Consider the following 23,036-nt stretch of genomic DNA (forward strand, 5'->3'; position numbering starts at 1 on the left):
AATATTATCTTGTTGCTGGAGTAGGTTTAAAATTAAGTTTTTTGGAGGCTCTTTTTACTCTTTTTAAAAATTTTTCACCGGGATCGGTCTTAACGGTCCTATACCCCTCATCTTTTTCCAACCATAGCTCGTGATCTTCAAAAAGGGTATATTCATAATGGCCTATCAAATAGTCTATATCGTATTTTGATTTTAAATATTTTACCAGCCATTTGTTGGACCTTAATTGTGCCCGGGTGAGTTTGGTATCCCCGGTCCCTCCTACGTTTTCAATGCCAATGGCGCAATGATTTAGACCTATAACGTGTCTGGCCATAGTGGTTTCCGGCATTAACCTATATATTGTACCATCTTGATCTACAAGAAATTGGGAGGATACATTTAAACCACTGGCCGAACTAATCTCAGGCCTCCAATCGGGCAGGGTAGGCAACTCAAAGGCCTGGTACGATTTTTCAAGGGTAGGGATTACCGTCCAGTGCAATACCACCATCTTGGGCACTATAAGGGGTTCCTCTTGGACAAGACCGTAATGGTCCGACATGTATTCCAAAGTGAGATCTTTTCGCTCTTCGTCAAAAATAATGGGTTTGTCTATTATTTCACGGTGTATGGAGCATGAAATGGTCATAAAAAGGGAACACAAAAGAGCTAATTTCTTCATTGTTTTTCAGCAAATAAACTTAGGTGATAAAGATACAATATCATTTTATTTCTGTGGAATCCCTTTTCACCCTATAGTGGATGGTTATTTTTTTTCGTCCCCACTGCAACGCTTTCTCCTTGTCCTCGCCCATATAGATATCGATCCTATTTCCCCATTTGGAATGCATTTTATCCTTCACCAGATAAATACTGCTATCGCCTTTAATTTTTACTTGGGTATTGTAATCCAATCCCAAGGGAATCAGGTCTTTGGAAACGGCAATGATTTTCATACCCGGTTTTAGCGAATCGCCCCAGGCGGTAATTCCTGGATGGATTTTGGAGGTTTGGTAAGGAAAGGAATTGTAGGCCGTGGCCGTTACCTTCAGTTTTTTCCAGATATAACCATCATCCACATCCTTCTCCTTGCAGCTAGCCAGGGAAAAAAGGATTCCTGGCAAAATTAACCACAATGCCCGTTGCCGACCCTTAACACCCCATGCATTCACAAAATTATTCATAACAGTTTGTTTCATGGTGCTATTTAATAATTGTGGACTTTCTTGTAAGTTAATTAAAAATATCAAAGTTACACTGCTTGCTTACAGGAATGCCGTTGGCAGTAATTCCCTCTACCTTAATGGTAAATTCCCCTGGCACATCACCAGTAAAGAAACTGAAATAGGTAGATATGTTATCATTGACCACAATTTCTGGGTTCCAATATAAGGTAGTGCGATAATCCGACTTGATACGGTCCGTTTTTTGTCTTCCTCCATAAATTGGGCTATAAAACTTCCTTGCTTTATAGAATCCCTCAACAATAATATTGGTAACGCCAAAGTTTTCTTTTTGTTTGAAATCAAAACTTCGACCTCGGTCGGTGTATATTGCAACAACTCCGTTGGCACCACGGGATCCGAAAAAAGCAGCTTCCCCTCCCTTCAGGACATCAACGAACAAAATATCATTGACACTCATGCCTTGAACAAAATCTGCCGTAACAGGAACTCCATCTATAGTGTATAATGGATCACCGGAGTTACTCAAACTGCTTGTGCCTCTAATGCGTACACCCTGGTTAGGAAAAGTGCCAATAACTCGAGTGCCGGCCATTCCTATTAGAAGGTCGAAAACGGTGCGCGACTTCCTACCGGGTATCGAATCGGGGAAAAGTCTATTTTGGGCAGGACCATATACGGTCATCTTGTTCAACTCTTCTTCAATACGATCCTTGCTAGTCTTTTGCCTAGCTTTTACAACAACTTCAGATAATGCCGTAACCCTAGGGGAATACTGTAAATCACCTACCTTATCTCTATACTCCATAAGTTCTTTTTGAATTGGAACAGTCTTTTTATGTAAACTTGGGACCATAGGATTATCAATATAGACCTGTACTTTTGACGTATCCAAATGAATAGCGATTTTTTCATTCTTGTTCGGAATCGTGGTTGATGCATTAATAAAGGCTTCAACACTATCAAAAAAAACCAAGGGCCCGAAGCTAAATTTCCCTTGGGTATCCGTTAGGCTTTTTACTTGATAAACATCTGGACCCAAGATACTTAATGTGGTCAGGGCCTTTCTTGGCTGATAGGGGTTGTCGAACGCCTTTGTTACCCCCTTGATCAAAATCCCCTTCTCTGGTATAAATTCTATTGCTGTACCTGGTTTATCCAACAGTAAAGACCCCCAGGAAAACCTCTGCCACCTTTGTGAAAGCATCGACATATCAAGTATGTTTTTTGAAATAGATGCATCCTGATTAAAAAGTGAATTTGAATTACCCAATGTTTTACCCATATCAGAAATCAACAGCAACCAACTTTTTATATTGGCAGCATCTTTTTTATAACTATTATTCATTGCAACGCTGATGGAAAAATCACCTTGCAAAGGCTTTCCATGGTTGTCGGTAAGGGACATTTCCAGCATTACCTTTTCTCGTAAGCTGTAGTTTGTCTTATCTGTTTTAAGGGTAAGGTTTACTGTATTACTTTGGTTTTCTACAAAGGTCAGACGTTCGCACATAGGCTCTCCGTCTTGATTGAACAAGGTAAAATGGGCCACCCCATCTGACAATTTGGAAGTAGGGAATTTAATAAGATATGACGTTTTATCGCTATATTTTTTTGCATATTTAAGGAATACTTTACCACGGAGGTGTCCCACTACTGACGTCCCCATTAGTCCTTGGTCAATATTGGTAGAAACTTTAATTATTATATGGTTTCCCAAGTTCTTAAGTTGCATTGTATAACCTTGGTTCAAGGCAGTGGGTACCGAATATCTGTAAAGGTTTCCGTCAATATCTATTTCTGCGAGATAATTGATAGCTGTTCCAGGGGTAAAGGATACAAGGCCTACTCCCAAATGGTTGGTTTCAAAGGAATTGATCTTATTGCCATCCTGGTCAATGATCTTACCTTTCAAGGCTATTCCAATTCCATTTTCATTAGTTATATTTAGGCCTATCCCACTAGGGAGACCCGTTACCAGGTTACCGCCTTCAGGGGAGAATTGAACAATGGGTTTCGAAATCTGGGGATTTGGAACTTCCTTTTCCTGGCCTATTTTTACTATGGTATTTAAAGCAGCAAGACTTGAAGTATCATTCGTAGCCACCGGACGGGCCAAGATTGGGATTTCTTTTAAAAAAAGAAATTTAGCATCATTATTTAGCATATACTTGGTATAGGCGCGGATATGATAATTCCCTTCCACTATAGAATCGTCAATTTCAATGTCGCCGGAGACACTTCCCTTATCGGTATATAGCTTTCGTTTTTTTACCAAACTGTCATTTGTGTCCAATATCTCAACATGAACCACCTTACTCAAATCACTGGATAAATGATTCACACCGTTCACCAAATAGGACTTGAACCAAATAGTATCTCCAATAGTATAAAAATCTTTATCCGTTTGAATATATACTTTCTCGGGCCCCAAATTATTTACATAATCTTCCAGTTTTTCTGTAATACTGTTTAGGGCGGTATTTTTTTGAGCGAGTAGAGCGGACGTAAAAAAGATAAATAGGAATACGCTCTTCCAATATTCTCTCTTTTTTATATACATACGGCGTCAGAATTGATAAAGGAAGTAACCTGGGTTATTCTATCTAAAATAACAAAGATTCTTTTCACTATGGTGGAATTTAAACAAATTACCGCCCATTTTAAAGTATGTATGTACTCAAAATATCATAAAAAGCAGCTTTCACCACAGAACGGGGCTATTTCCCAACATTAATTTCCTACAACCGTACAACCAATATACTTTAGCAGTGTAATAAAAAACGAATTAATAATTTTTTCATTTTCATATAGTGTTCTCGTAAAAGAGCCTTGTCCCAAAAGATAAGGCTCTTTTTAGTTTTAGGCCTTTAGGGTTGGCTTGGATTACTCAATTGGGGGTCAAGAACAATTGTTGTGTTTATGAAAAAAAGGGATTAATTTGATCAGTCGTGTTTTTTTGAGCAACAGTTTTAATTAATAAGAGCAATTTAGTAAAACCAATGGATCAAGTACAATTTCTGGGTAATTGGATATTTATGCAAATATTGTAGTTAGCCTAAATAGGAAGAATTCCGTGTTTTTGACTCCTCTGAACTGGGCCTTCAATATAATATTGGTTCAATTAAATCATTCCCCTATTTCAACTATCTGTGCATTGGCCATAAACAATTCCTGCATCCGCTCCATACGGCTATCGAACTTGGTGGAAAAAATGGCATACTGACATCGGTCCAAACTTTCGGGGATTCGTATAACATCGGAAAAAGGGCTGGGTTTTGATAGGAACTCCGCATCGTCCACAATAAATAACTTTAGTTTCCCTAGATTGATACCGTTGAGGTAAAAGATCTTGCTCAATCTTTTAGGGGTTGCGATAACAATATCCACTCCTTCAAAAATTTCATTTTTTTGAGTCTCTATATTGTGCTCTTCGTATACTGGATAAATGCGGAGATCCATCCTTCGCGTAAAGCGTTCAAATTCACTTTGCAAGGCCAATGCCGCTTCCTTGTCCTTAACAAAGATCAAGGCTCTAGGGGCCTCCTCAAAAGCTGTACAATCCAGTTTTTGAAGCGTACTTATAATTATCGCAGTGGTTTTACCGGCACCTTCAGGCGCGATTCCAAAAACACTGGCTCCCCCTTTAATTTTTGAAAGAATCGCTTTTTGAAAGGGAAGAGGCTCCTGAATTCCCTGTTGTCCCAACACTTCCTTTAACTGTTCCTGTATTTTTTTGAATGCCATATTTTTGTATTAACTATTCCAATTTTAATTCTCTGTAATTGGTACATAACAAGTTTTCCTAGCCTAACCACAACTTTTGATCACTTCACAACAATAGTTTTCCCAATAAGGCCTTCTACCCTACTTTAGCAGTGTAATAAAAACGAATTAATAATTTTTTCATTTTCATATAGTGTTCTCGTAAAAGAGCTTTGTCCCAAAAGACAAGGCTCTTTTTAGTTTCTAAGGCTTTGGAAAGTATATAAGGTTAAGAGATCCAGTTGTTTTTGCCAAAATTGGGTTTGCGTTTTTCCAAAAAAGCATTTCTTCCTTCCTTTGCTTCTTCCGTCATATAGGCCAACCTTGTGGCTTCCCCGGCAAATACCTGCTGCCCTACCATACCGTCGTCCGTAAGATTCATGGCAAACTTTAGCATTTTTATGGAGGTAGGCGATTTTTCAAGTATCTCTTGGGCCCAATCATAAGCGGTATCTTCCAGTTCCTCATGGGGAATAACTGCATTTACCATTCCCATTTCCAAGGCATCCTGGGCAGAATAATTCCTGCCAAGGAAAAATATCTCCCTCGCCTTTTTTTGTCCCACCATCTTGGCCAGGTAGGCAGACCCGTATCCACCATCAAAACTGGTTACGTCGGCATCCGTTTGTTTAAAGATGGCGTGTTCCTTACTGGCCAAGGTTAGATCGCAGACCACATGCAAACTATGGCCTCCCCCAACGGCCCATCCGGGTACCACGGCAATGACCACCTTGGGCATAAATCTGATTAAGCGCTGCACTTCCAATATATTTAAGCGGTGCATTCCGTCTTCCCCCACATAGCCTTTATGCCCCCTTGCTTTTTGGTCGCCCCCGCTACAAAAGGAATATACTCCGTCCTTGGTAGACGGACCTTCGGCAGAAAGTAAAACGACCCCTATGCTGGTATCTTCCTGGGCGTCATAAAAGGCTTGATAAAGTTCACTGGTGGTCTTGGGCCGAAAGGCATTTCTAACGTTGGGCCTATTAAAAGCTATACGGGCAACACCCCCACTTTTCTTATAGGTGATATCTTCAAATTCCCGAACTACTTTCCAATCAATTTTTTGCTGCATTATAAAATAAGGTTTGTCAAGTATCAAAGATAACACACTTTACTAAATTCCTTGCGTTCTTAACGGGATTTGAAAGATCCGATACTTGCCAATCCGTTACGGTGTGTCGGGCACCGAAAAGTCATTACCGATTTACTTACACTGTTATATAGGTGGGGCCGAAGGTGAACTACCTGGATAAGACTAGGATAGAGGCTTATTGCGGTCTGGTATTTTTTTCCTCGATCCATTTGGACATAAACTTGGTGCTGGCAAGCGAATGGTGAAGGAGCATGGAGCCAATAAAATTATGCTTTCTATGTGAGTTTAAATCTTTTTTGAGCTGCTCTATCCTATCCAATAATTTTTGTTGCAACACAGCTTTGTTGTAATTATTATTGATGATGGCCATGCCATTTTTCCTGGCCAGGGACCACTTTTCCTTATCTTGATATAAGAGTATGGCGGCCTTTGCAAAGTTTTCAGGGTCATTGGCAATTATTCCGTTCCAAGGCGAATTTTCGCAAATTCCTTCAGCTCCAATTTCTGTCGTAATACTGGGCGTGCCGTTTAACATACCGATGAGCAGTTTGCCCTTAATTCCCGCCCCAAAGTTTATGGGGGCCAGGTTCAATCTGGCCTGGGATATAACCTCATTGGCATCAATGGCATGCCCCATAAGGTGAAACCCTTGTTTTGGATTGTTCAATTGCTTCATGCTTTCTGGCATATAGGCCCCGTAAATAAATACATTGGCAAGGGGCAATTCCCTGCGGATGAGAGGCCAAATGTGTTTTCCAAGGGTTTGGACTGCATCAATGTTTGGGACATGTTTCCCATTGCCGATACATACAAAATCCCTTTTCTGTTCAAAAGGGAGCCACTGGTTTTGTTTTTCTGTATCAATGGCATCATACATCATGGGCAAATGCATTAGTAGATTGGGGCTGATCTTAACGGTTTTGGTAAGTAGCTCCATTTCGTATAGGGAAATGATCAAACTAAGATCGCATCTAAAAATACTGGCTATTTCCCTTTTTGTTTGGTCCTGCTCCAACCAAAATTGTTCCGTAAAGGAAATGGATTTTTTGTATGCCAATTGTCTGCTAATCCTAAGGGAGTGTAAATCTTCGGTATCCAGAATACGTATGGCATTTGGAGCATTTTCCGCAACACGCCATCCAAATTGTTCTTCGGTCATAAAACGATCAAAAAGAACGATATCCGGCTTTATCTCCTTTATAAAAGTATCAAAACTGGAATGGTTGAGGATTATGGGACTTGTGTTTACCCCAATGCCCGACAGGTCATAGCTATAATCACTTTCTGCCGCAGTGCTGGCAAAGGTAGGCTGATATCCCTGTTCCAAAAAGAATTGTATCAACTGCAGCATCCTGCCTCCGGCCGCCGTTGTATCCGGCTCCGGCCATACATAGCCAATGATCAATATTTTTTTGTCCGTTTTTGGGAACATTTGTTCTATAAACGCTTGGCGAATTTCTGGGAAATTTTAGAGCGCAGTTTACGCTCATAATCTTCTTCCAACCACTCTTTGTAATTTTTCGTATTGTTCATTATACAATAGGAATATTGACGTACCCGGTAGGCGATCTCTTCCTTTAATTTTTTGGCCAGGATACGGGCGTCAAATACGTCGTCACTATTTTCCACGCAAATGGTGGCGTGCTGTTCAATACTTTTTTCCAGAACGGTCTTGGATTTAAGTCCCTGTGCAAAAACTTTTTTGTATTCTGCCTTGATGTCAAATTCGATATTCTTGGACTTGCTAAATAATGCCTTGAGGTCGGCCGGCATTTCGTACACAAATTCCCGTTCTATTTCCTCATCATTTTTTATGCTTTCCAGAAAGAAATCAGGGAAATGGAATATTTCCTGCCAATCTATGGGGGCGTCCCATAATCCAAATCGGGCCACATTGTTCCCAAGATCTACCACCGTAAATTCATTCTTATTGGGCAATATCCTGGAACCACGGCCTATCATTTGAAAATAAAGGGTCAAGGATTTGGTTGCCCTATTTAAAATAATGGTTTCTACCGTTGGTTCGTCAAATCCAGTGGTCAATATACTTACCGAGGTGAGTATGGCGTCTGGAGTCTTTGAAAACCATTTTAGAATTTCCTTACGCTCGGAAGCACTATTCTTATTATCCAAATGCCTTATGTTGTACCCTGCTTTTTTAAAAGTGTCCAAAACGTATAAAGAGGTATTGATCCCATTATTGAAAATAAGGGTTTTGGTACCTTTCGCAATCTCTTCATAGGCATTTACCAATTTGGTAAGCATGTTCTGGTTGCCATAGAGCTCGTCCGAAGATTTTACTGTATAGTCGCCGCTTATGCCCAATTTTAAACTCTTAAGGCTTACATCATAATTGTACATATTGGCCTTGGCCAAAAATTTCTTCTCAATAAGGGATGATATGGATTCTCCCACGATCAACTTTTGATAGTGGTCCTTCATCGGGAGCTTTATATTGGAACTTAAGGGCGTAGCCGTAACTCCAAGTATAATGGACTTTTTAAAATATTTGAATAATTTTCTAAAGGAATTGTAATGCGCTTCGTCAATGATGACAAGTCCAATATCATTGATCTTTACCTTATCATCCTGAAGCCTATTGTTGAGGGTTTCTACCATGGCCACAAAGCACATGTATTGGTCTTGGTCCTGTAATTCCTTTACTTCACTATTGATTATTTTGTTTTTAACGCCAAATCCATTTAACATTTTGGAGGTTTGACTGCTCAATTCTATTCTATGGGTAAGAACTACTACCTTTTTATTGGTTTTATGAATATATCTTTTTGCAATTTCCGAGAAAACAACTGTTTTACCTCCACCTGTAGGCAATTGGTATAAAAGGTTCATGTCATCCGGGGATTCCTCCAAACACTTAAAAATAGTGTTCAAGTCTTCCTCTTGATAATCATAAAGGGTTTTTTCCGTACTTTCTTTAGGTAGCTCCAAATGGGAAATGAAATTTTTTAAAATTAAGAAAAATCAAACCTTACAAAATTAAGAGTTTTTTGTGCCGGTTTCAAATTTAAAAGGGAAAAACATGAAATTGCGATTGCCCATCGGTTATATTTATGGAAAACTCCCTAGGGCAAGAGACGGCAAATAAGTAAACTACCTCGGGGCAAGCCCGCGAGGCATTCGTAGGAAACGAACTTTAATTTTCGAGGCAAGCCTCGGGCTATTATACCCTTTGGCGGTGCCAATAAAGACGGAGCAGCCTTGGGGCTAGTCTATGATATCCAAGGACTTTGAGAAGTCGTCCGCGTTGGGCCAATGATGATCCTGGGTAAACCTATAGCAGGCAACAATTCTGGCTTTAAACTCCCTTAACAAAGTATTTACGGAAATAAATTGGACCAGTTCGCCAAAGGAGTTGCCCATGCTTTTGTAGAAGGCCTCAGGTACATTCTTTTCCAGCGAAAAAGATTGTGCAACTTCTAGGTTGTACAACATAAGATCTGCCGTTAGATGTGGGTCTACCCCCAATTTTATAAAGTGCTTTATGTATTTTTGGGCCACCGATCTTCTGGCCTTGGCCCTTTTTCTTCTTAAAGGGAAGTATTCATTGGAGATCTTTATTTTTGCATCCTGCACCAGTTTGTCTTCCCTGGGGTTGAAAACAAAATCATAATACTCCTTTACTACCGGAAATCTGTGATATAGATCTATTATTTGCTCTTCCAGCTCCTTTTTTTTTAATTCCGATAAGTATTTTACCAATGCTCTCTTACTCATTCTTCCAATTAATTCGATTTGAACTCAAGAATTGCAATTTCCCATTTAAAAATCAAAAATTAGCACAAGAAGGAAAATTAGTATTTTAATAATTGGATTGGACAATGAATATCATAAACTTCTCATAAATTATGTATAAGTAATACAGCTTCCCTTGGAAAAGACATAAAAAAAAGGTATAATGAGAGATTGACACTTCAAAATCCAAATAAAAAATATATGAGGCAACTAAAGATTATCAAGCAGGTTACGAATAGGGAATCAAAATCACTAGACAAGTATTTGCAGGATATCAGTAAAATAGAATTGATCACAGCAAATGAAGAGGTTGAATTGGCTCAAAAAATTAGGGATGGGGATCAAGTTGCCTTGGAAAAATTAACAACCGCAAATTTAAGGTTTGTGGTTTCTGTGGCCAAACAATATCAAAATCAAGGCTTGAAGCTCCCTGATTTAATCAATGAAGGAAACGTAGGCTTGGTTAAAGCGGCAAAACGTTTTGATGAGACAAGGGGATTTAAATTTATTTCGTATGCCGTTTGGTGGATACGACAGGCCATTTTACAGGCACTGGCCGAACAATCCAGGGTGGTGCGCTTGCCATTGAACAAGATTGGCTCCATAAATAAAATAAAAAAGACCTTTTCCTATCTGGAGCAGGCCCATCAGCGGCCACCATCACCGGAGGAGATAGCCAAGGAATTGGAGATGTCCGTTAGTGAAGTTAAACAATCCCTAAAAAATTCGGGCCGACACGTTTCTATGGATGCCCCGTTAAAGGAGGGAGAGGTTTCCAATCTGTACGACGTAATTCGTTCCGGAGAATCCCCTAGGCCGGATATGTTTCTCTTGCAGCAGTCCTTAAATACAGAGATCAACAGGGCTTTGGATACGCTTTCCCAAAGGGAGGCGGATGTGGTTAAATTGTATTACGGTATAGGTGACCAGCAATCCATGACCTTGGCCGAGATAGGACTCACTTTTGATCTTACAAGGGAGCGGGTAAGGCAGATAAGGGAAAAGGCTATAAGAAAGCTTCGCCACAATTCCAGGAGTAAATTACTCAAAACCTATTTGGGATAGATGACCAAAAACAAAGAGGCCGAATAAATTATTAATTTATTCGGCCTCTTTGTTTTTAAAGTATTGGGTTTAAGAATAACTTAATTTACTGATATTGAAATCAATTAGGATTTCATTTAAATCTTCAATGAAGTTTAAATAAGCTGCGTTGTCTGGATTTTGTTTTGCCATTTTAATAGGGGTTTTTAGGTTTTGAATTCCCGGCCGAACTACATATAGTCCAATTCGGCCAATTCGTTTAAACTTAAAATTTCATTTAAATCTTGTAGGAATGCTAAATATTCCTCTCCGTAGGTGTCGTATAACATAGTAAGACTTGGTTTAGGTTTTTATTGTTTGGGTCAATAATTATATGGTAAACTTATTTATTATCTCTTTTCACACCAATAAAATGTTGTGTATAAGTGTTTTTTAGTTGTAAAGTGTACAGTTCTTAAAGTTTAATCTTTTATGGCAATCGATATATTTCATGCTGTTGAACAAAACATGTGGCCGGTTCTTAAAACAACCCTGAGTCTTTTCTGGGGCTTAATGGCATTTATTAGCGAAACTCAATTTTGAGAACCCAGTAAGACGCACTTAAAATTGCAAGTTGAACTAATCCCGCCTTTTTCGGCGGAATCTAGGTTCAATACCTCTACCCTAGGGTCGATTCCTATCACTGGGTTCAGGGCCTGCCTTTGTCGGCAGACAGGCCTGCCTTTGTAGTCAGACAGGCCTGCCCTGTGGTTTAATACCTTTTATTTCTTAAAAATTTTATTGGTGAGCTCCTTTAATTGGTCTAGAAATTTCATGGCCTCCAATTCCTCTAAGCTCTCTTTTCCATTAGGTACGCCAGCGCTATTGTTGTGAAATGTAATATTCTCCGAGGGTGTAATATCAAAATTGATGTTGAACAGGTCATTGGAGCCAAAGTTTTCCCCATCACCATCCATAGGTGTAGCACCCTGATCAAAGAAAGTAGTACTATCGTTTACAAAGGCCTCCATGCTAGATGATTTTGAAGATATAAAGCCCGATGTTGCCACTTCAAAGTCGATCGCAGGATCTAGTTGTAACTTAGTAGGTTCAGTGATTTCCTTTTTTAAATCCAATTTGTGTCCGGAAATTACTTCCACGTCACTAATCGGTATGGCCTGTAATTTAGTTTCTATATACAAAGAAACCAATTTAGCTTTTTCCCTTATGGTACTGTCCGAATGATTGCGTAGGGTTGCTAAAAAATGTAGATCACTTAGATCGCCTATTTGTTGCATTTCCTGCAGCAAAAGTAGTTGTGATTCCCTGTCCAATGAGCTGAATAAATGGTTGAACACATAATGTTCCCCGAAATCCACTATTTTATTGTCATTTAACTTTTCATCGATATACAAAGGATAGTCCGAAAGGAACTTGGAAATTATTTCCTTAATGAGATTGGCTATGGAGTCGTTTTTTTCCTCATCCAACATTTCATTTAAAAGGGGTACCTCCCGTATATCTCCCATTTCTGCTATGGAATGTAGTAATTTAACTTTCTTAAATTCCCGATCCGTGTAGAATCGGGCGGCCGGTAGATCCATTTCTCCCAGATCCAATAATTTATCGTCTTCGCTTATGGTTACTATTGTGTTTTGCTCCTCTACATGCGAAGTTAATATATCACTGATCTGTTTCTTTAAGTGCGGATCTATGACTACCTCATAATCCACTTCAAGATCGTTAATGTCTGTTATTGGATCGAGGTCCACTTTTTCTTCTTCCATCTCCCTTATCAAGGGTAGGAAATCTATGCTTAAAAAGGAATCGCCCTTCCTTTCCGGTTTGTTATTTAGCGGGATCTTGGTTTCCCCGTAAATTTCCTCGTATATGGCCTCATAAGGGTTTCTTTCAAAACTTTCCTTTCCTAGGCATTCCGATAGGAATTCCAAGTCGTTGCTGATCATCAACGCTTCCTGAATTTCCGGACTCGCATTGGGACTCTTTGTGTTCGTTACCAATGGTACGAAGCTAAGATCTAGCTCCTCCCCTTTCAATAGATCGGTCTTGGTTTGGAACTTCTTGGACTTGTTATTCAATGGCTGCTTCGTTTTGGATACTCCCATTTTTGATTCTGTATCTTGTAAATGGTCTGCATTGCCGGGTGTATCTTTTTGAGGGATGGTATTTCCATTGATATCGATGTCCGATTGTTCCAAATTTCCATTGGTATTTACTGGTATGCCAAATTCTTTGGATAGTCTAAGGATTATCAGTTTAGCCCCCTCATCCAGTTCATGGTACACTTCCATCAAGACTTTGGACAGGATACCTTTGTTGCTCGACCGTCTTAGTAGCTTCCACAATTCCACTTTGAGGTCTATGTGCTCCCTATTTTTTTCTTTTAACTTTCCCTGTTCATATAATAAAAGCTCACATATTATTCCTCGTAGATGTTTCTTTTTTTCCTCTCTATTGTTCCAGTTGATCTGGATATTGTTTTTTAGAAGGAACAGAATGGCCAAATAACCTATGGTCAAGAGTAGGAACAAGACCGTTAAATCCCATATCAGGTTGGTATGTATATTGGGTATATTCACTTATTTGCACTTTTTGATTATTCAACGTTTACCGCCTTTACTTTTTAAGAACAACAGTTCCCTATCAATGGCTTTCTCCACCATAGGGTATGCCAAAAGTAATTGATCATATAACCGTCCTATTTCCGGAAGGTTCCTATGGGTTTTACAGCCTATTGTGATCTTGTCCACAAGGGAATAAAGGTGATCGGCTTTCATCATGGAAAGTCCCGTTTTAACCTTATGGGCAGCAAACCCTAAACGATTAAAATTACCTTCGGGGATGTAGACATTGGCCCTACCTATGAAATCGAGCATACTTTGTTTAAATAAGCCGATTAATTCTTCCAGAAGGTCTATTTCGCCCATACACTCTTCCAGTATATCTGCTAAGCTAACCTTCCAGGCTTCCTTATTTACAGTAAATTGGGCAAGTTCCCCAGCGGATTCATTTACTGGTTTGGACCTATGGTCCTTTTTGTATTTACATAAAGTGGTAAGTAATTCGTCAGGGCTATAAGGTTTTAAGATATAATCGTCTATTCCAAGGGCATTGCATTTAATTTTGTCATTAATGGTGAAATCGCCGGTTAAGGCTACAATGGGTAAGCTCTTGATGTAATCATTGTTGGATTCCCTAATTATTTGAGTAATTTGAAAACCGTTCATTACCGGCATTCTAAGGTCCATTAATACCAGGTCTACCTTGTGCTCCATTAGATAATCCATTCCGGCCAGGCCATTATCAGTTACATACACGGTACATCCCCAATTTTTTAAGCGCTGTTCTATTATTTTTTGAATAAGAATATTATCCTCAAAAACAAGGATGTGAAGGCCTTTTATAATTTTATCGGTTGTAGTTGTGCTGTCGGAATCTAGTAGGTAGCCAGATGTTTTGTTCTGTTTCCCTTTTTTATAGGGGATGGTGAACTTATAGGCACAACCATCTTCCAAGGTGGCCATGGTTGCCAAGGATCCATTTAAAATTTGCAATATTCCCCTGACCATGGCAATGCCGATCCCCAAATCATTTGCATTGGGTTCTATATTAAATACATTGGCCTTTAGGTCGTTTTTTATGTTTCCGGTACGCAAATCCCTAATTTCAAAATCGAGTACCAGGTAATCCGTGTGCTGTCTACGGAGTTTAATTTTGAGAAGGATGTTTCCTTTGTCAATAAGTTTTATCGAATTTCCTATAAGGGTGAGTAGGATTTGTGACAATTTGGACGGATCTCCCAAAAGGGTTTCTGGTATTTCCGTATCCAGATCTACCTCCAGATTAACATCCTTGTTGATTATTAAGGTGTTGCATAGGTAAATGGTATCCTTTATAATACTGTGAAAATTAAAATCGATACTTTCAAACTTTTCCCTTCCAGAGGTAAGCTTGGTATATTCCAACAGTTCATTAATTATATCCAAAAGATTGTTGGAGGTGGTGGTAATGGAATTGAGTTGGGTAAGTTGCTCCGCAGTTATGTCGCCTTCCTTTAGCAGATCTATAGTCTCCAATATCCCGTTGATCGGGGATCTAATTTCATCCCCTACTTTTTCCAGAAGTCTTCCTTCTTCCCGCTTAGGTCTATTTTTTAACGGGATTGACAATTCCTTATTTCCAATGGCCGATTCAAAATCCTTGTAGTTTGTATTGGAGGGAGAAACTATAGGTTTTGGTCCAAGCACTTTTTCCTCAAGACGATATTTAAAGGTCATAAAGGATTTTTTTAATAAAGAAGCTTCCTCCGAGGTCAATTCCTCAAATGAAAAATGATTTAGTTGACCTTCAAGATTAGTCAGATGGTTTAGTAGGTTGTTGGATTTCAATTTATATTGGTTTGGGTTCTGAAAGTCTAAAACTCCCCTTTTAAAGTGCGGTTTACAATTAAATGTTATCTAGGCTTCATTTTATGTTGTCAAATGCCGTTATTTGTATGTATCAAACCTTAGCAGTATGAAGCATTTTATCGGATTTATATGTATTTTGGCGATTGTTGCCTGTAAGGAAAAACAAGAAAAACCTACAGAGTCGGTAGAAGAAAAAGCAGCACGTATACACCGTGACATTATCACCATAGATACCCATGTGGATATTAATGTATCCAATTTTACCGATGCCGTAAATTATACCCAGAAATTGGACAATCAGGTAAATCTTCCAAAACTTGAAAGCGGAGGTTTGGACGTTCCATGGTTGATAGTCTATACTGGTCAGGGCGACCTAACCGAAGACGGGTATGCCAAGGCAAAGGAAAACGCCATGGCAAAGTTTGATGCCATACATAGATTGTGTAAGGAGATAGCGCCGGAAGAGATATCATTGGCCTATACTTCCAAAGATGTTCGGCAAATTATAGGATCGGGCAAGAAAGTGGCCATGATAGGTGTGGAAAATGCCTATCCCATAGGGGAAGACATTTCGGAATTTGAAAACTATCATAATTTAGGGGCAAGATATATTTCCCTTTCCCACAATGGGCATAGCCAGTTTTGCGATTCCAATACGGGGGAGGCCGATGGGGTATGGTTGCACAATGGACTTAGTGAGCTTGGTAAAACGGCCGTAAAGGAAATGAATAGGTTGGGGATAATGATCGATGTATCCCATGTATCCAAAGAATCCATGAAGCAAATGATAGCCTTGTCCGAAGCTCCAATTATAGCTTCCCATTCTTCTGCAAGGGCATTGTGCAACCATAGTAGGAATTTGGACGATGAACAATTGTTGCTAATGAAGGAAAATGGAGGCGTTGTACAGGCAGTTGCCTTTAGTTCCTATTTGAATACGGAAAAGCATGAGGCCTATGAAGCTTATTTAAAAGACGTCTATAAAGAGGTAGCAGATTCCCTGGGGATAGATTGGTATGCCAATGGCGAGCTTGCCGATCTTACAGAGGCAAAGAAAAACGCCTTTATGGAGAATTATCCCAAAGTTGTACGTTTGGCCAAGGGCAAGGTTGCCAAGAGGAAAGATAGGCCACAGCCCGTGGGGGTGAGCGACCTGGTGGACCATATAGATTATATGGTAAACTTAATTGGCATTGAACATGTTGGAATCAGCTCCGACTTCGATGGAGGTGGAGGCATTGCTGGATGGAGGGATGCATCCGAAACCCCCAATGTAACCCTGGAGTTGGTAAAAAGAGGTTATTCCGAAGAGGAAATTGCCCAACTCTGGGGAGGCAATTTACTACGGGTATTGGATCAGGTACAGGAGGTGGCGAAAACGTATTCCGTTAACTAAACCTCCGAAGCCAAACGGTCCCTTACAAATTCAATTCTGGTTTTTCCATGTGGTTTTGGTTTTCCATCTGCCCCTAGATTTACCATTATAATATTGTCTACCGTTACAATAGTTTCCCGGGTCATTTTGTTACGAACCTCACAGTTAAGGGTCAGGGAGGTCTTTCCAAATTTGACCACGTCTATGCCTATTTCAACTATATCACCTTTTAATGCAGTGCTCATAAAGTTTATTTCGGACATATACTTGGTAACTACCCTTTTGTTTTCCAATTGTATAATGCTATAGAGCGCGGCTTCCTCGTCTATCCAAGCAAGTAATTTGCCTCCAAATAGAGTACCATTGGCGTTCAAATCCTCTGGTTTTACCCATTTTCTTGTATGAAATCTCATAGTATCTAATATTTTTCAGCAAAATTAGCAAAGAAATTTGCCCTAATGCACTCCTCCAAGAGAAATGTAAACCGATTTAGGTAAATCTAAATTACATCCTAATTTTTTGTTCAATTTGGGAATTAATACGGGTTATAATCATTAGATTCCTATAATCCACAGTTACCATTTCAATAGGAATATTCCTAAATGGGTTGTGGTCCAATTATTATGGTGGATAGTTGAACTTATTGCTTATTCGATATTTTCAAGGTTTTGGCACCCGTTTAAAGTATCACTGTTCATAACCTCGTTAAAAACTATATGGAATTGGCCCATTAGTACAAATGCTAATACCTACCTTTATAAAAACACCAATGATATGAGCGATAGGTCCCATAGTCTTTTGGAAATTCGTCCTATAATCCCTTCAGCCAAAGTAACGGAAAATATGAGCAGTGATGAGAGGTTTCAGAACCAAACCTTACGTCCTGTAATTAAAATGCAAAACGCCTTACTTCTCTTGGTTTTTCAGAATTACATCGCTAAGCACAAAAATAGTTTTTATGGGCTTGGGCAGAACAAACGACTCATTTTCATAGAAAATGCGATCCAAAAGGACATTAAGTTTAGAAATTCGCTTAAAGGCATTATCATAGGGCAATTTACTGCGGAGGAGTATGAACTGTACATACTTAATTCCTCCTCTTTAAACAAACGCATGATGCAAATGGTCATTGAGCGTATTAAGGATCAGGTTCAATTTTTTGAAAAAGCCTCGCTTCAAGCAGTATAGTACTTTTATTCCACCAGTGATTCCCCATTGAGGTTGGTGGTAAGTATGTCGCTCATCAGGTTGAAATAAGGCCTTATCTCTTGGTAAGCAGAGTCCACATTCGCCATAAAATCGGGCGACATAACTTCCTTGTCGGAAAAATTCTTCACAAATATGAATTGTTTTTTTTTGATCAGATCAATATTGGGATGGTCTTTATGGAAGCCCGAGGGAGCGGTTTTTAATTCATCACCTTGCATTCCGCCCCAGACTTCCTTAAAACTTTTCTGGTTCATTATAGTGCGTATTTCGGTGGCATCGGTTTCAAACTCCTTCCTAATTCTAAGGAGGTCTTCCTTGTTGGGACCCCAAAACCCCACGGCAATAAAAGTTTCATTGGGTTTTAACCGCAGATAGTAGCCGCCCCTCAGCCGTTGGCCAGCCCTGGAATAGGACCCGGCAAAATGGGTCTTGTAGGGTGTTTTGTCCTTGGAGAAGCGGACATCCCGATAGATACGAAACATCTTTAATTTTTCAATGTCGTCATGAGCCTTCAATTTATCCATTAACGCGGTATAAAAACCCTTGACCTCGGTTTCCAGCGCCTTGAATTCGGTTTTGTGCTCCGTAAACCATTCCCTGGAATTGTTTTTTTTTAGATTTTCCAAAAATTGAAATACATCTTTCGTAATTAGCTGCTGTTGTATACGACTCATAACACATTATCTTTGTGCTAAAGTTAACCAATTTAGCACAAGCTGATTTTGAAATAATGGTTAATTTTGAATGTATAATCAAAAAGTGCAAATGGATAAAGCATCTATAATAAAGAATATTAAGGAACATAAAAATCAGCCTAACCTGAGGTTTGAACTTAAGGAAAGGACTGAGCTGTTTACCAATCGTTTGTTTTACACCCTGTTCGATATAGATACACCGGTAGATGAAAATCTGGATCTATTGGAAAAGGAATTTGATGCATTGGTAGACCTGGCCTGTTGGCAGGTAGACAAACCCTGCCAAAGGATTTGGGCAAATTATGTGGTGCGACTACCGGAAATTCTGGAAAAATTGAATCTGGATGCCGAGGCCATTGTCAATTGCGATCCCGCTTCCCTATCCATAGAAGAAGTATATATGGCCTATCCCGGTTTTTATGCCATTGCCATTTACAGGCTGGCCCATGAACTTTATATTGATGGCTTTCCCTTGGTTCCCAGATTAATGACAGAATACGCCCATAGACAGACGGGTGTGGACATTAACCCAGGTGCGCAAATAGGAAATTCTTTTTTCATTGATCATGCCACAGGGGTGGTCATAGGTGAAACAGCGGTAATAAAAAATAATGTAAAAATCTACCAGGGAGTAACCCTGGGAGCTTTATATGTTGCCAAAAAATTGCAGAAAACAAAACGTCATCCCACCATTGAAAACAACGTTACTATCTATGCCAATGCCACTATTCTAGGAGGGGATACGGTAATTGGAGAGAATTCCATAATTGGAGGAAATGCATGGTTAACAGAATCGGTGCCTGCCAACTCCACAGTCTATCATTCTCCAGTAATCAAAATAAAAACACTTCCACATGTCTCATAGTATTTTGGATATTATAGGGAATACTCCCTTGGTAATATCAAAAGTTATCAATACCAATCCCAAGGTTAAACTTTTTTTTAAATTGGAGGGTAACAATCCCGGAGGTAGCGTTAAGGACCGGGCCGCCCTCAATATGATAAAGGAAGGTTTGGAAAGGGGCGATTTTGATGTAGACTCCAAACTGATAGAAGCAACCAGTGGAAACACGGGAATTGCGCTGGCCATGATAGCTGGAATTTATGGCTTGGATATAGAATTGGTAATGCCGGAAAATTCCACCAAGGAAAGGGTACAGACCATGAGGGCCTATGGCGCCAAGGTAACCCTCACCCCTGCCGATGTAGGCATTGAAGGTGCAAGGGATTATGCCGAGTTGAAGGTAAAGGAAGAAGGTTACATCATGATCAACCAGTTCTCCAATGATGATAATTGGAAGGCGCATTACAAGAGTACCGGTCCTGAAATTTGGAGGGATACCCAAGGGGAAATAACCCATTTTGTGTCGTCCATGGGCACTACCGGGACTATAATGGGGACATCCACTTTTTTGAAGGAAAATAATTCCAGAATTCAAATTGTGGGGGTGCAACCTGCCGACGAGGCCAAAATACCAGGGATTCGCAAATGGCCCCAGGAATATCTTCCTAAAATATTTGATCCCACGAAAGTGGATACTGTTATGGAGGTTAACGAGCAGGAAGCTAGGGATATGGCGAAGCGTTTGGCCAAGGAAGAAGGTATTTTTGCAGGTATGAGCAGTGGTGGCGCTGCCGCTGCCGCAGTAAAATTGGCCGAAAGTCTGGAAGAAGGAATAGTTGTTTCCATTGTGTGCGACCGTGGCGACCGATATCTTTCCTCCGATCTGTTCGATTAAAGGGAAGCATTAGGTTCCAATTTACAGCCATCCCTTCTTTTTAAAATAAAATAGAAGGCCTATAAAGATTGCAATCATGAGCCCCCAAACATAGAAATACCCATTGGGGTACTTTAATTCTGGGATATATTCAAAATTCATTCCATATACCCCAACAATAAAAGTAAGGGGGATGAAAATAGTGGCCATTATGGTCAGTACCTTCATCACCTCGTTCATTTTATTGCTCATATTGCTCATATACATTTCCATGAGGCTCATGGACATCTCCCTTAATATATTTAGACTTTCGTTTATTTCTATACAATGGTCCAAGGCATCCCGTAAAAACAACTGGGTGTCTTTTGTAATCAGGACGTGTTCACTATCTATCAATTTATGGATCAACTCCTTCATAGGGTAGATATATCTTCTAATCCTCAGGACTTCTTTCTTCAGGTCTTGGACGGCATGGGCTGTTTTTGGAGTGGGGTTTTCATAAACTTCTTCCTCCAAGGCGTCTATTTTGTGGTTAATGTTTTCCAGAACCACAAAATAATTATCTATAATGGCGTCCAAAAGAGTGAAAAACAAATAGTCCGCAGGCTTGCTTCTTATTCGTCCGGTTTTGGCTCTTATCCTATCCCTGATACTATTGAAAACATCGTCCTGCATTTCCTGAAAAATGAGAACCGTATTCTTCATTAAAACAATGGCCACATGTTCGGTCACCATTTCATTGTTCCCATCCAAATAAAGCATTTTAAAAGCCCCAAAAATGTAGTTGCCGTATTCATCGATCTTTGGTCGCTGATGGGTGTTTACGGCATCCTCCATAGTAAGGGGGTTCAAGGAAAAGGCTTTTCCTAGGTTCTCTATAAACTTTTCATCACTTATTCCAATAACATTGATCCAGGAAATTGAGGGCGATTCCTGGAAGGCAACGATCTTGTTAAAACTCTCGGTGGAGTAAGCATCATACCCTGATTCCAAAACGCCATTTTCATCGTACTCCATTACGTTTACAGTACTCTTGGCTCCTTCCCTATTACCTAGGTAGGTTACGGTTCCCGGAGCCTTCCCGGTTTTGGCAAGTCTTTTTGACTGTCTTTTATGTGTGGATTTTTTTTTGGTCATTGGTTGGAATCTTAATAATACCCTTGCTGAAATTATGTTGTTGCTACTAATTTATGCATTCCAGCCCGTCCATGAATGAACTCCTTGAAAAATTACCTAATTTTTTTTGGGTTTTTCTTTCGTAGGAAATGGGATTGCCACTAATGGAACTGTAGATCATTTAACACCAGTCCGGATCCTGGGGCAACATAGGTTAGTAAAGTATTGTTATCCTTTTTCAAAGATTCTTTAATGTCCATTGCAGTAAGTTCTCCCTTGCCAACCTGAATCAAAGCCCCCATAATCATCCTAATCTGATACCGCATAAAACCTTCCCCCGTAATATGCAGGGCGTAACTTGCCTCAGGGAAAAAATTGGCCTTTAAGAGTTCATTCTCTTTTATGATACACGATTCTATGGTCCGTACCACTTTGGTGTTGGGTTGTAGTCGGGCCGTATACGACGAAAAATCATGGGTACCAATAAATATCTGGGCACAATCCGACATTAAATCCAGATCCAGTTCGTCTATAATGTTTGCTAAAAAGGGCGCACAAAAGGGATGGTTTTTTTGTCCAAAGGAAAAGAGATAAACATATTCCTTTAGTTTACTTTCTTGGATGATATTGAAGTTTCTATCGACCTGTTCTATACTGATGATACGGATGTCCGGGGGTAGGTTTACATTAAATTCATGCATAAACTCCCGAAGGTTCTCCAAGGGATCCTTATCCAGGAATAGTTCAAAGGCCGTGTTTAGGGCCGATACTTTGGCATCTGTACGTCCGGCACCCAAGACTTTGAATTTGGAATTGGGCAAAACAAATTTTAAGGTCTTTACCAACATACCCTCCACCGTCTTTTGATCGGGTTGCTTTTGCCAACCGCTGTAACGGAAGCCCAAAAATTGAAGGTGGATTAAATAGTAAAAACGGGGTGTTTTCATTTTATTCTATATGTTGTTTTATCAAATCCTAAGAAAACCTAGGCAAAGATAGGTAAGGAAGATCGGTTTTAGGATTGATCCCTGAATGCATTTAAAAATATATTTGGCATGAGTTCATCGTACTTTTCGGTACTTCGTCCGAGCCCCCTTTTTTCTATCTTAAATTTCTATATGTTCAACGAAATTTTGTTTAACGAATATGATTTTAGTTGTAATTATGTTGAAAATTATCCGAAATCTTAAACCTTAATTATGGAAAATTCCGTTAGAAGAACCACTCCCCAAATTAATATTGTCCTCACCATTATTTCACTGGTATCCTTAATTATCCTTGGCTTTTATAGCATGTATGGAAATATCTTTATTTTCAATAGGGTAGAGAGTTATATTTTTCCCGTACTATCATTGATCCACTTTCTTTATTTATATGTACTCTGGTTTAAGATAACGGAAAATGAATATCCGGATATGATCATGAAAAATATTGAGTATATCATGTATGGAATCTTACTGGCCTATGGATATAATATTTATGAAACTTTTTTAATTCTTGGCTCCCAAAGTGAATTTCAAGGCCATGTTATACCAAGTTCCTTCGTACCTATGGGCTTTTTGATTATCGCATTACAAAGTCTATTGGTGGTTCTTACTGTTTGGTCATTTGTAATTAGAATACAACGGGTGGGCAAATATGATTTTGATTACCTAAATAATCATATTGATGCCTGGGAGTAAAATATGCC

At 39.5% G+C, this 23,036-nt stretch carries 20 protein-coding genes; 6 read left to right on the forward strand and 14 right to left on the reverse strand.

Translation table 11 applies throughout. From position 1 onward, the window contains the following. Positions 1-4 precede the first annotated feature (4 nt). The 8 genes from C7972_RS05720 to C7972_RS05760 form a co-directional block, all read right to left on the reverse strand. On the reverse strand, positions 5-664 hold the full coding sequence (locus C7972_RS05720; RefSeq protein ID WP_110355266.1) for a peptidoglycan recognition family protein: 660 nt from the start codon (positions 662-664) through the stop codon (positions 5-7). A 40-nt stretch (positions 665-704) separates the two neighbouring features. Continuing rightward, positions 705-1,181, reverse strand: a complete 477-nt coding sequence (locus C7972_RS05725) for a 3D domain-containing protein (protein ID WP_258364783.1) — start codon at positions 1,179-1,181, stop codon at positions 705-707. A gap of 34 nt (positions 1,182-1,215) precedes the next feature. Further along, a complete protein-coding gene (locus C7972_RS05730) occupies positions 1,216-3,729 on the reverse strand; it encodes an MG2 domain-containing protein (RefSeq protein ID WP_110355267.1) in 2,514 nt (837 codons plus the stop codon). Positions 3,730-4,295: 566 nt separating this feature from the next. Beyond that, on the reverse strand, positions 4,296-4,913 hold the full coding sequence (locus tag C7972_RS05740; RefSeq protein ID WP_110355268.1) for a DEAD/DEAH box helicase: 618 nt from the start codon (positions 4,911-4,913) through the stop codon (positions 4,296-4,298). A gap of 247 nt (positions 4,914-5,160) precedes the next feature. After that, positions 5,161-6,006 carry a 1,4-dihydroxy-2-naphthoyl-CoA synthase gene (locus tag C7972_RS05745; protein WP_258364784.1) on the reverse strand — a complete coding sequence of 282 codons (846 nt, stop codon included), beginning with the start codon at positions 6,004-6,006 and terminating at the stop codon, positions 5,161-5,163. A gap of 196 nt (positions 6,007-6,202) precedes the next feature. Further along, the gene (locus C7972_RS05750; protein ID WP_110355269.1) at positions 6,203-7,459 is read right to left on the reverse strand and encodes a glycosyltransferase; all 1,257 of its coding nucleotides are present in this window, start codon (positions 7,457-7,459) and stop codon (positions 6,203-6,205) included. A 5-nt stretch (positions 7,460-7,464) separates the two neighbouring features. Next, on the reverse strand, positions 7,465-8,976 hold the full coding sequence (locus C7972_RS05755) for a DEAD/DEAH box helicase (RefSeq protein WP_110355270.1): 1,512 nt from the start codon (positions 8,974-8,976) through the stop codon (positions 7,465-7,467). Positions 8,977-9,252: 276 nt separating this feature from the next. Next, a complete protein-coding gene (locus C7972_RS05760; protein WP_110355271.1) occupies positions 9,253-9,762 on the reverse strand; it encodes a DUF6155 family protein in 510 nt (169 codons plus the stop codon). A 219-nt stretch (positions 9,763-9,981) separates the two neighbouring features. Between C7972_RS05760 and C7972_RS05765 the strand changes: the two genes are divergently transcribed. After that, on the forward strand, positions 9,982-10,845 hold the full coding sequence (locus C7972_RS05765; RefSeq protein WP_110355272.1) for an RNA polymerase sigma factor RpoD/SigA: 864 nt from the start codon (positions 9,982-9,984) through the stop codon (positions 10,843-10,845). 740 nt (positions 10,846-11,585) lie between these two features. Here the strand turns inward: C7972_RS05765 and C7972_RS05770 are convergent. Further along, positions 11,586-13,403, reverse strand: coding sequence for a hypothetical protein (locus C7972_RS05770; RefSeq protein ID WP_110355273.1), 1,818 nt, complete (start codon positions 13,401-13,403; stop codon positions 11,586-11,588). A gap of 21 nt (positions 13,404-13,424) precedes the next feature. Continuing rightward, positions 13,425-15,212 carry a hybrid sensor histidine kinase/response regulator gene (locus C7972_RS05775; protein WP_110355274.1) on the reverse strand — a complete coding sequence of 596 codons (1,788 nt, stop codon included), beginning with the start codon at positions 15,210-15,212 and terminating at the stop codon, positions 13,425-13,427. Positions 15,213-15,339: 127 nt separating this feature from the next. Here C7972_RS05775 and C7972_RS05780 point away from each other — a divergent pair, with 127 nt between their 5' ends. Continuing rightward, entirely contained in the window at positions 15,340-16,629 is a 1,290-nt protein-coding gene (locus tag C7972_RS05780) for a dipeptidase (RefSeq protein WP_110355275.1), read from the forward strand. Here C7972_RS05780 and C7972_RS05785 read toward each other — a convergent pair. Next, positions 16,626-17,021, reverse strand: a complete 396-nt coding sequence (locus C7972_RS05785) for an acyl-CoA thioesterase (RefSeq protein WP_110355276.1) — start codon at positions 17,019-17,021, stop codon at positions 16,626-16,628. The two genes, C7972_RS05780 and C7972_RS05785, sit on opposite strands and share 4 nt — an antisense overlap. A gap of 361 nt (positions 17,022-17,382) precedes the next feature. Between C7972_RS05785 and C7972_RS05790 the strand changes: the two genes are divergently transcribed. Next, positions 17,383-17,796, forward strand: a complete 414-nt coding sequence (locus C7972_RS05790; protein ID WP_110355500.1) for a glyoxalase — start codon at positions 17,383-17,385, stop codon at positions 17,794-17,796. A 5-nt stretch (positions 17,797-17,801) separates the two neighbouring features. Here the strand turns inward: C7972_RS05790 and C7972_RS05795 are convergent, their stop codons facing one another. After that, the gene (locus C7972_RS05795) at positions 17,802-18,491 is read right to left on the reverse strand and encodes a DUF2461 domain-containing protein (RefSeq protein ID WP_110355277.1); all 690 of its coding nucleotides are present in this window, start codon (positions 18,489-18,491) and stop codon (positions 17,802-17,804) included. Positions 18,492-18,582: 91 nt separating this feature from the next. Here C7972_RS05795 and epsC point away from each other — a divergent pair, with 91 nt between their 5' ends. Together epsC and cysM are read left to right on the forward strand one after the other, a co-directional pair. Then, positions 18,583-19,377, forward strand: coding sequence for a serine O-acetyltransferase EpsC (epsC, locus tag C7972_RS05800; RefSeq protein WP_110355501.1), 795 nt, complete (start codon positions 18,583-18,585; stop codon positions 19,375-19,377). Further along, positions 19,367-20,251 (forward strand): cysteine synthase CysM, encoded by an 885-nt coding sequence (gene cysM / locus C7972_RS05805; protein ID WP_110355278.1) that lies wholly within the window; start codon positions 19,367-19,369, stop codon positions 20,249-20,251. The genes epsC and cysM overlap by 11 nt, the downstream gene beginning before the upstream one ends. Positions 20,252-20,272: 21 nt before the next feature. Here the strand turns inward: cysM and corA are convergent, their stop codons facing one another. Together corA and truA are read right to left on the reverse strand one after the other, a co-directional pair. Continuing rightward, complete coding sequence (corA, locus tag C7972_RS05810; RefSeq protein ID WP_110355279.1) at positions 20,273-21,367, reverse strand: magnesium/cobalt transporter CorA; 1,095 nt, start codon at positions 21,365-21,367, stop codon at positions 20,273-20,275. A 140-nt stretch (positions 21,368-21,507) separates the two neighbouring features. Then, a complete protein-coding gene (truA, locus tag C7972_RS05815) occupies positions 21,508-22,293 on the reverse strand; it encodes a tRNA pseudouridine(38-40) synthase TruA (RefSeq protein ID WP_110355280.1) in 786 nt (261 codons plus the stop codon). Positions 22,294-22,545: 252 nt separating this feature from the next. Here truA and C7972_RS05820 point away from each other — a divergent pair, with 252 nt between their 5' ends. Beyond that, a complete protein-coding gene (locus tag C7972_RS05820; RefSeq protein WP_110355281.1) occupies positions 22,546-23,028 on the forward strand; it encodes a hypothetical protein in 483 nt (160 codons plus the stop codon). Positions 23,029-23,036 lie beyond the last annotated feature (8 nt).

It is taken from the genome of Arenibacter sp. ARW7G5Y1, assembly GCF_003201775.1.
Classification (GTDB): Bacteria; Bacteroidota; Bacteroidia; order Flavobacteriales; family Flavobacteriaceae; genus Arenibacter.

Excerpts from the sequence above, each read along its gene's own strand:
- epsC (WP_110355501.1), top strand. The coding sequence starts at position 18,583 with ATGGATAAAGCATCTATAATAAAGAATATTAAGGAACATAAAAATCAG.
- C7972_RS05790 (WP_110355500.1), top strand. The coding sequence starts at position 17,383 with ATGAGCGATAGGTCCCATAGTCTTTTGGAAATTCGTCCTATAATCCCT.
- C7972_RS05795 (WP_110355277.1), bottom strand. The coding sequence starts at position 18,491 with ATGAGTCGTATACAACAGCAGCTAATTACGAAAGATGTATTTCAATTT.
- C7972_RS05740 (WP_110355268.1), bottom strand. The coding sequence starts at position 4,913 with ATGGCATTCAAAAAAATACAGGAACAGTTAAAGGAAGTGTTGGGACAA.
- C7972_RS05720 (WP_110355266.1), bottom strand. The coding sequence starts at position 664 with ATGAAGAAATTAGCTCTTTTGTGTTCCCTTTTTATGACCATTTCATGC.
- C7972_RS05780 (WP_110355275.1), top strand. The coding sequence starts at position 15,340 with ATGAAGCATTTTATCGGATTTATATGTATTTTGGCGATTGTTGCCTGT.
- corA (WP_110355279.1), bottom strand. The coding sequence starts at position 21,367 with ATGACCAAAAAAAAATCCACACATAAAAGACAGTCAAAAAGACTTGCC.
- C7972_RS05725 (WP_258364783.1), bottom strand. The coding sequence starts at position 1,181 with ATGAAACAAACTGTTATGAATAATTTTGTGAATGCATGGGGTGTTAAG.
- C7972_RS05820 (WP_110355281.1), top strand. The coding sequence starts at position 22,546 with ATGGAAAATTCCGTTAGAAGAACCACTCCCCAAATTAATATTGTCCTC.
- truA (WP_110355280.1), bottom strand. The coding sequence starts at position 22,293 with ATGAAAACACCCCGTTTTTACTATTTAATCCACCTTCAATTTTTGGGC.
- C7972_RS05750 (WP_110355269.1), bottom strand. The coding sequence starts at position 7,459 with ATGTTCCCAAAAACGGACAAAAAAATATTGATCATTGGCTATGTATGG.
- C7972_RS05785 (WP_110355276.1), bottom strand. The coding sequence starts at position 17,021 with ATGAGATTTCATACAAGAAAATGGGTAAAACCAGAGGATTTGAACGCC.
- C7972_RS05760 (WP_110355271.1), bottom strand. The coding sequence starts at position 9,762 with ATGAGTAAGAGAGCATTGGTAAAATACTTATCGGAATTAAAAAAAAAG.
- C7972_RS05745 (WP_258364784.1), bottom strand. The coding sequence starts at position 6,006 with ATGCAGCAAAAAATTGATTGGAAAGTAGTTCGGGAATTTGAAGATATC.
- cysM (WP_110355278.1), top strand. The coding sequence starts at position 19,367 with ATGTCTCATAGTATTTTGGATATTATAGGGAATACTCCCTTGGTAATA.
- C7972_RS05765 (WP_110355272.1), top strand. The coding sequence starts at position 9,982 with ATGAGGCAACTAAAGATTATCAAGCAGGTTACGAATAGGGAATCAAAA.
- C7972_RS05730 (WP_110355267.1), bottom strand. The coding sequence starts at position 3,729 with ATGTATATAAAAAAGAGAGAATATTGGAAGAGCGTATTCCTATTTATC.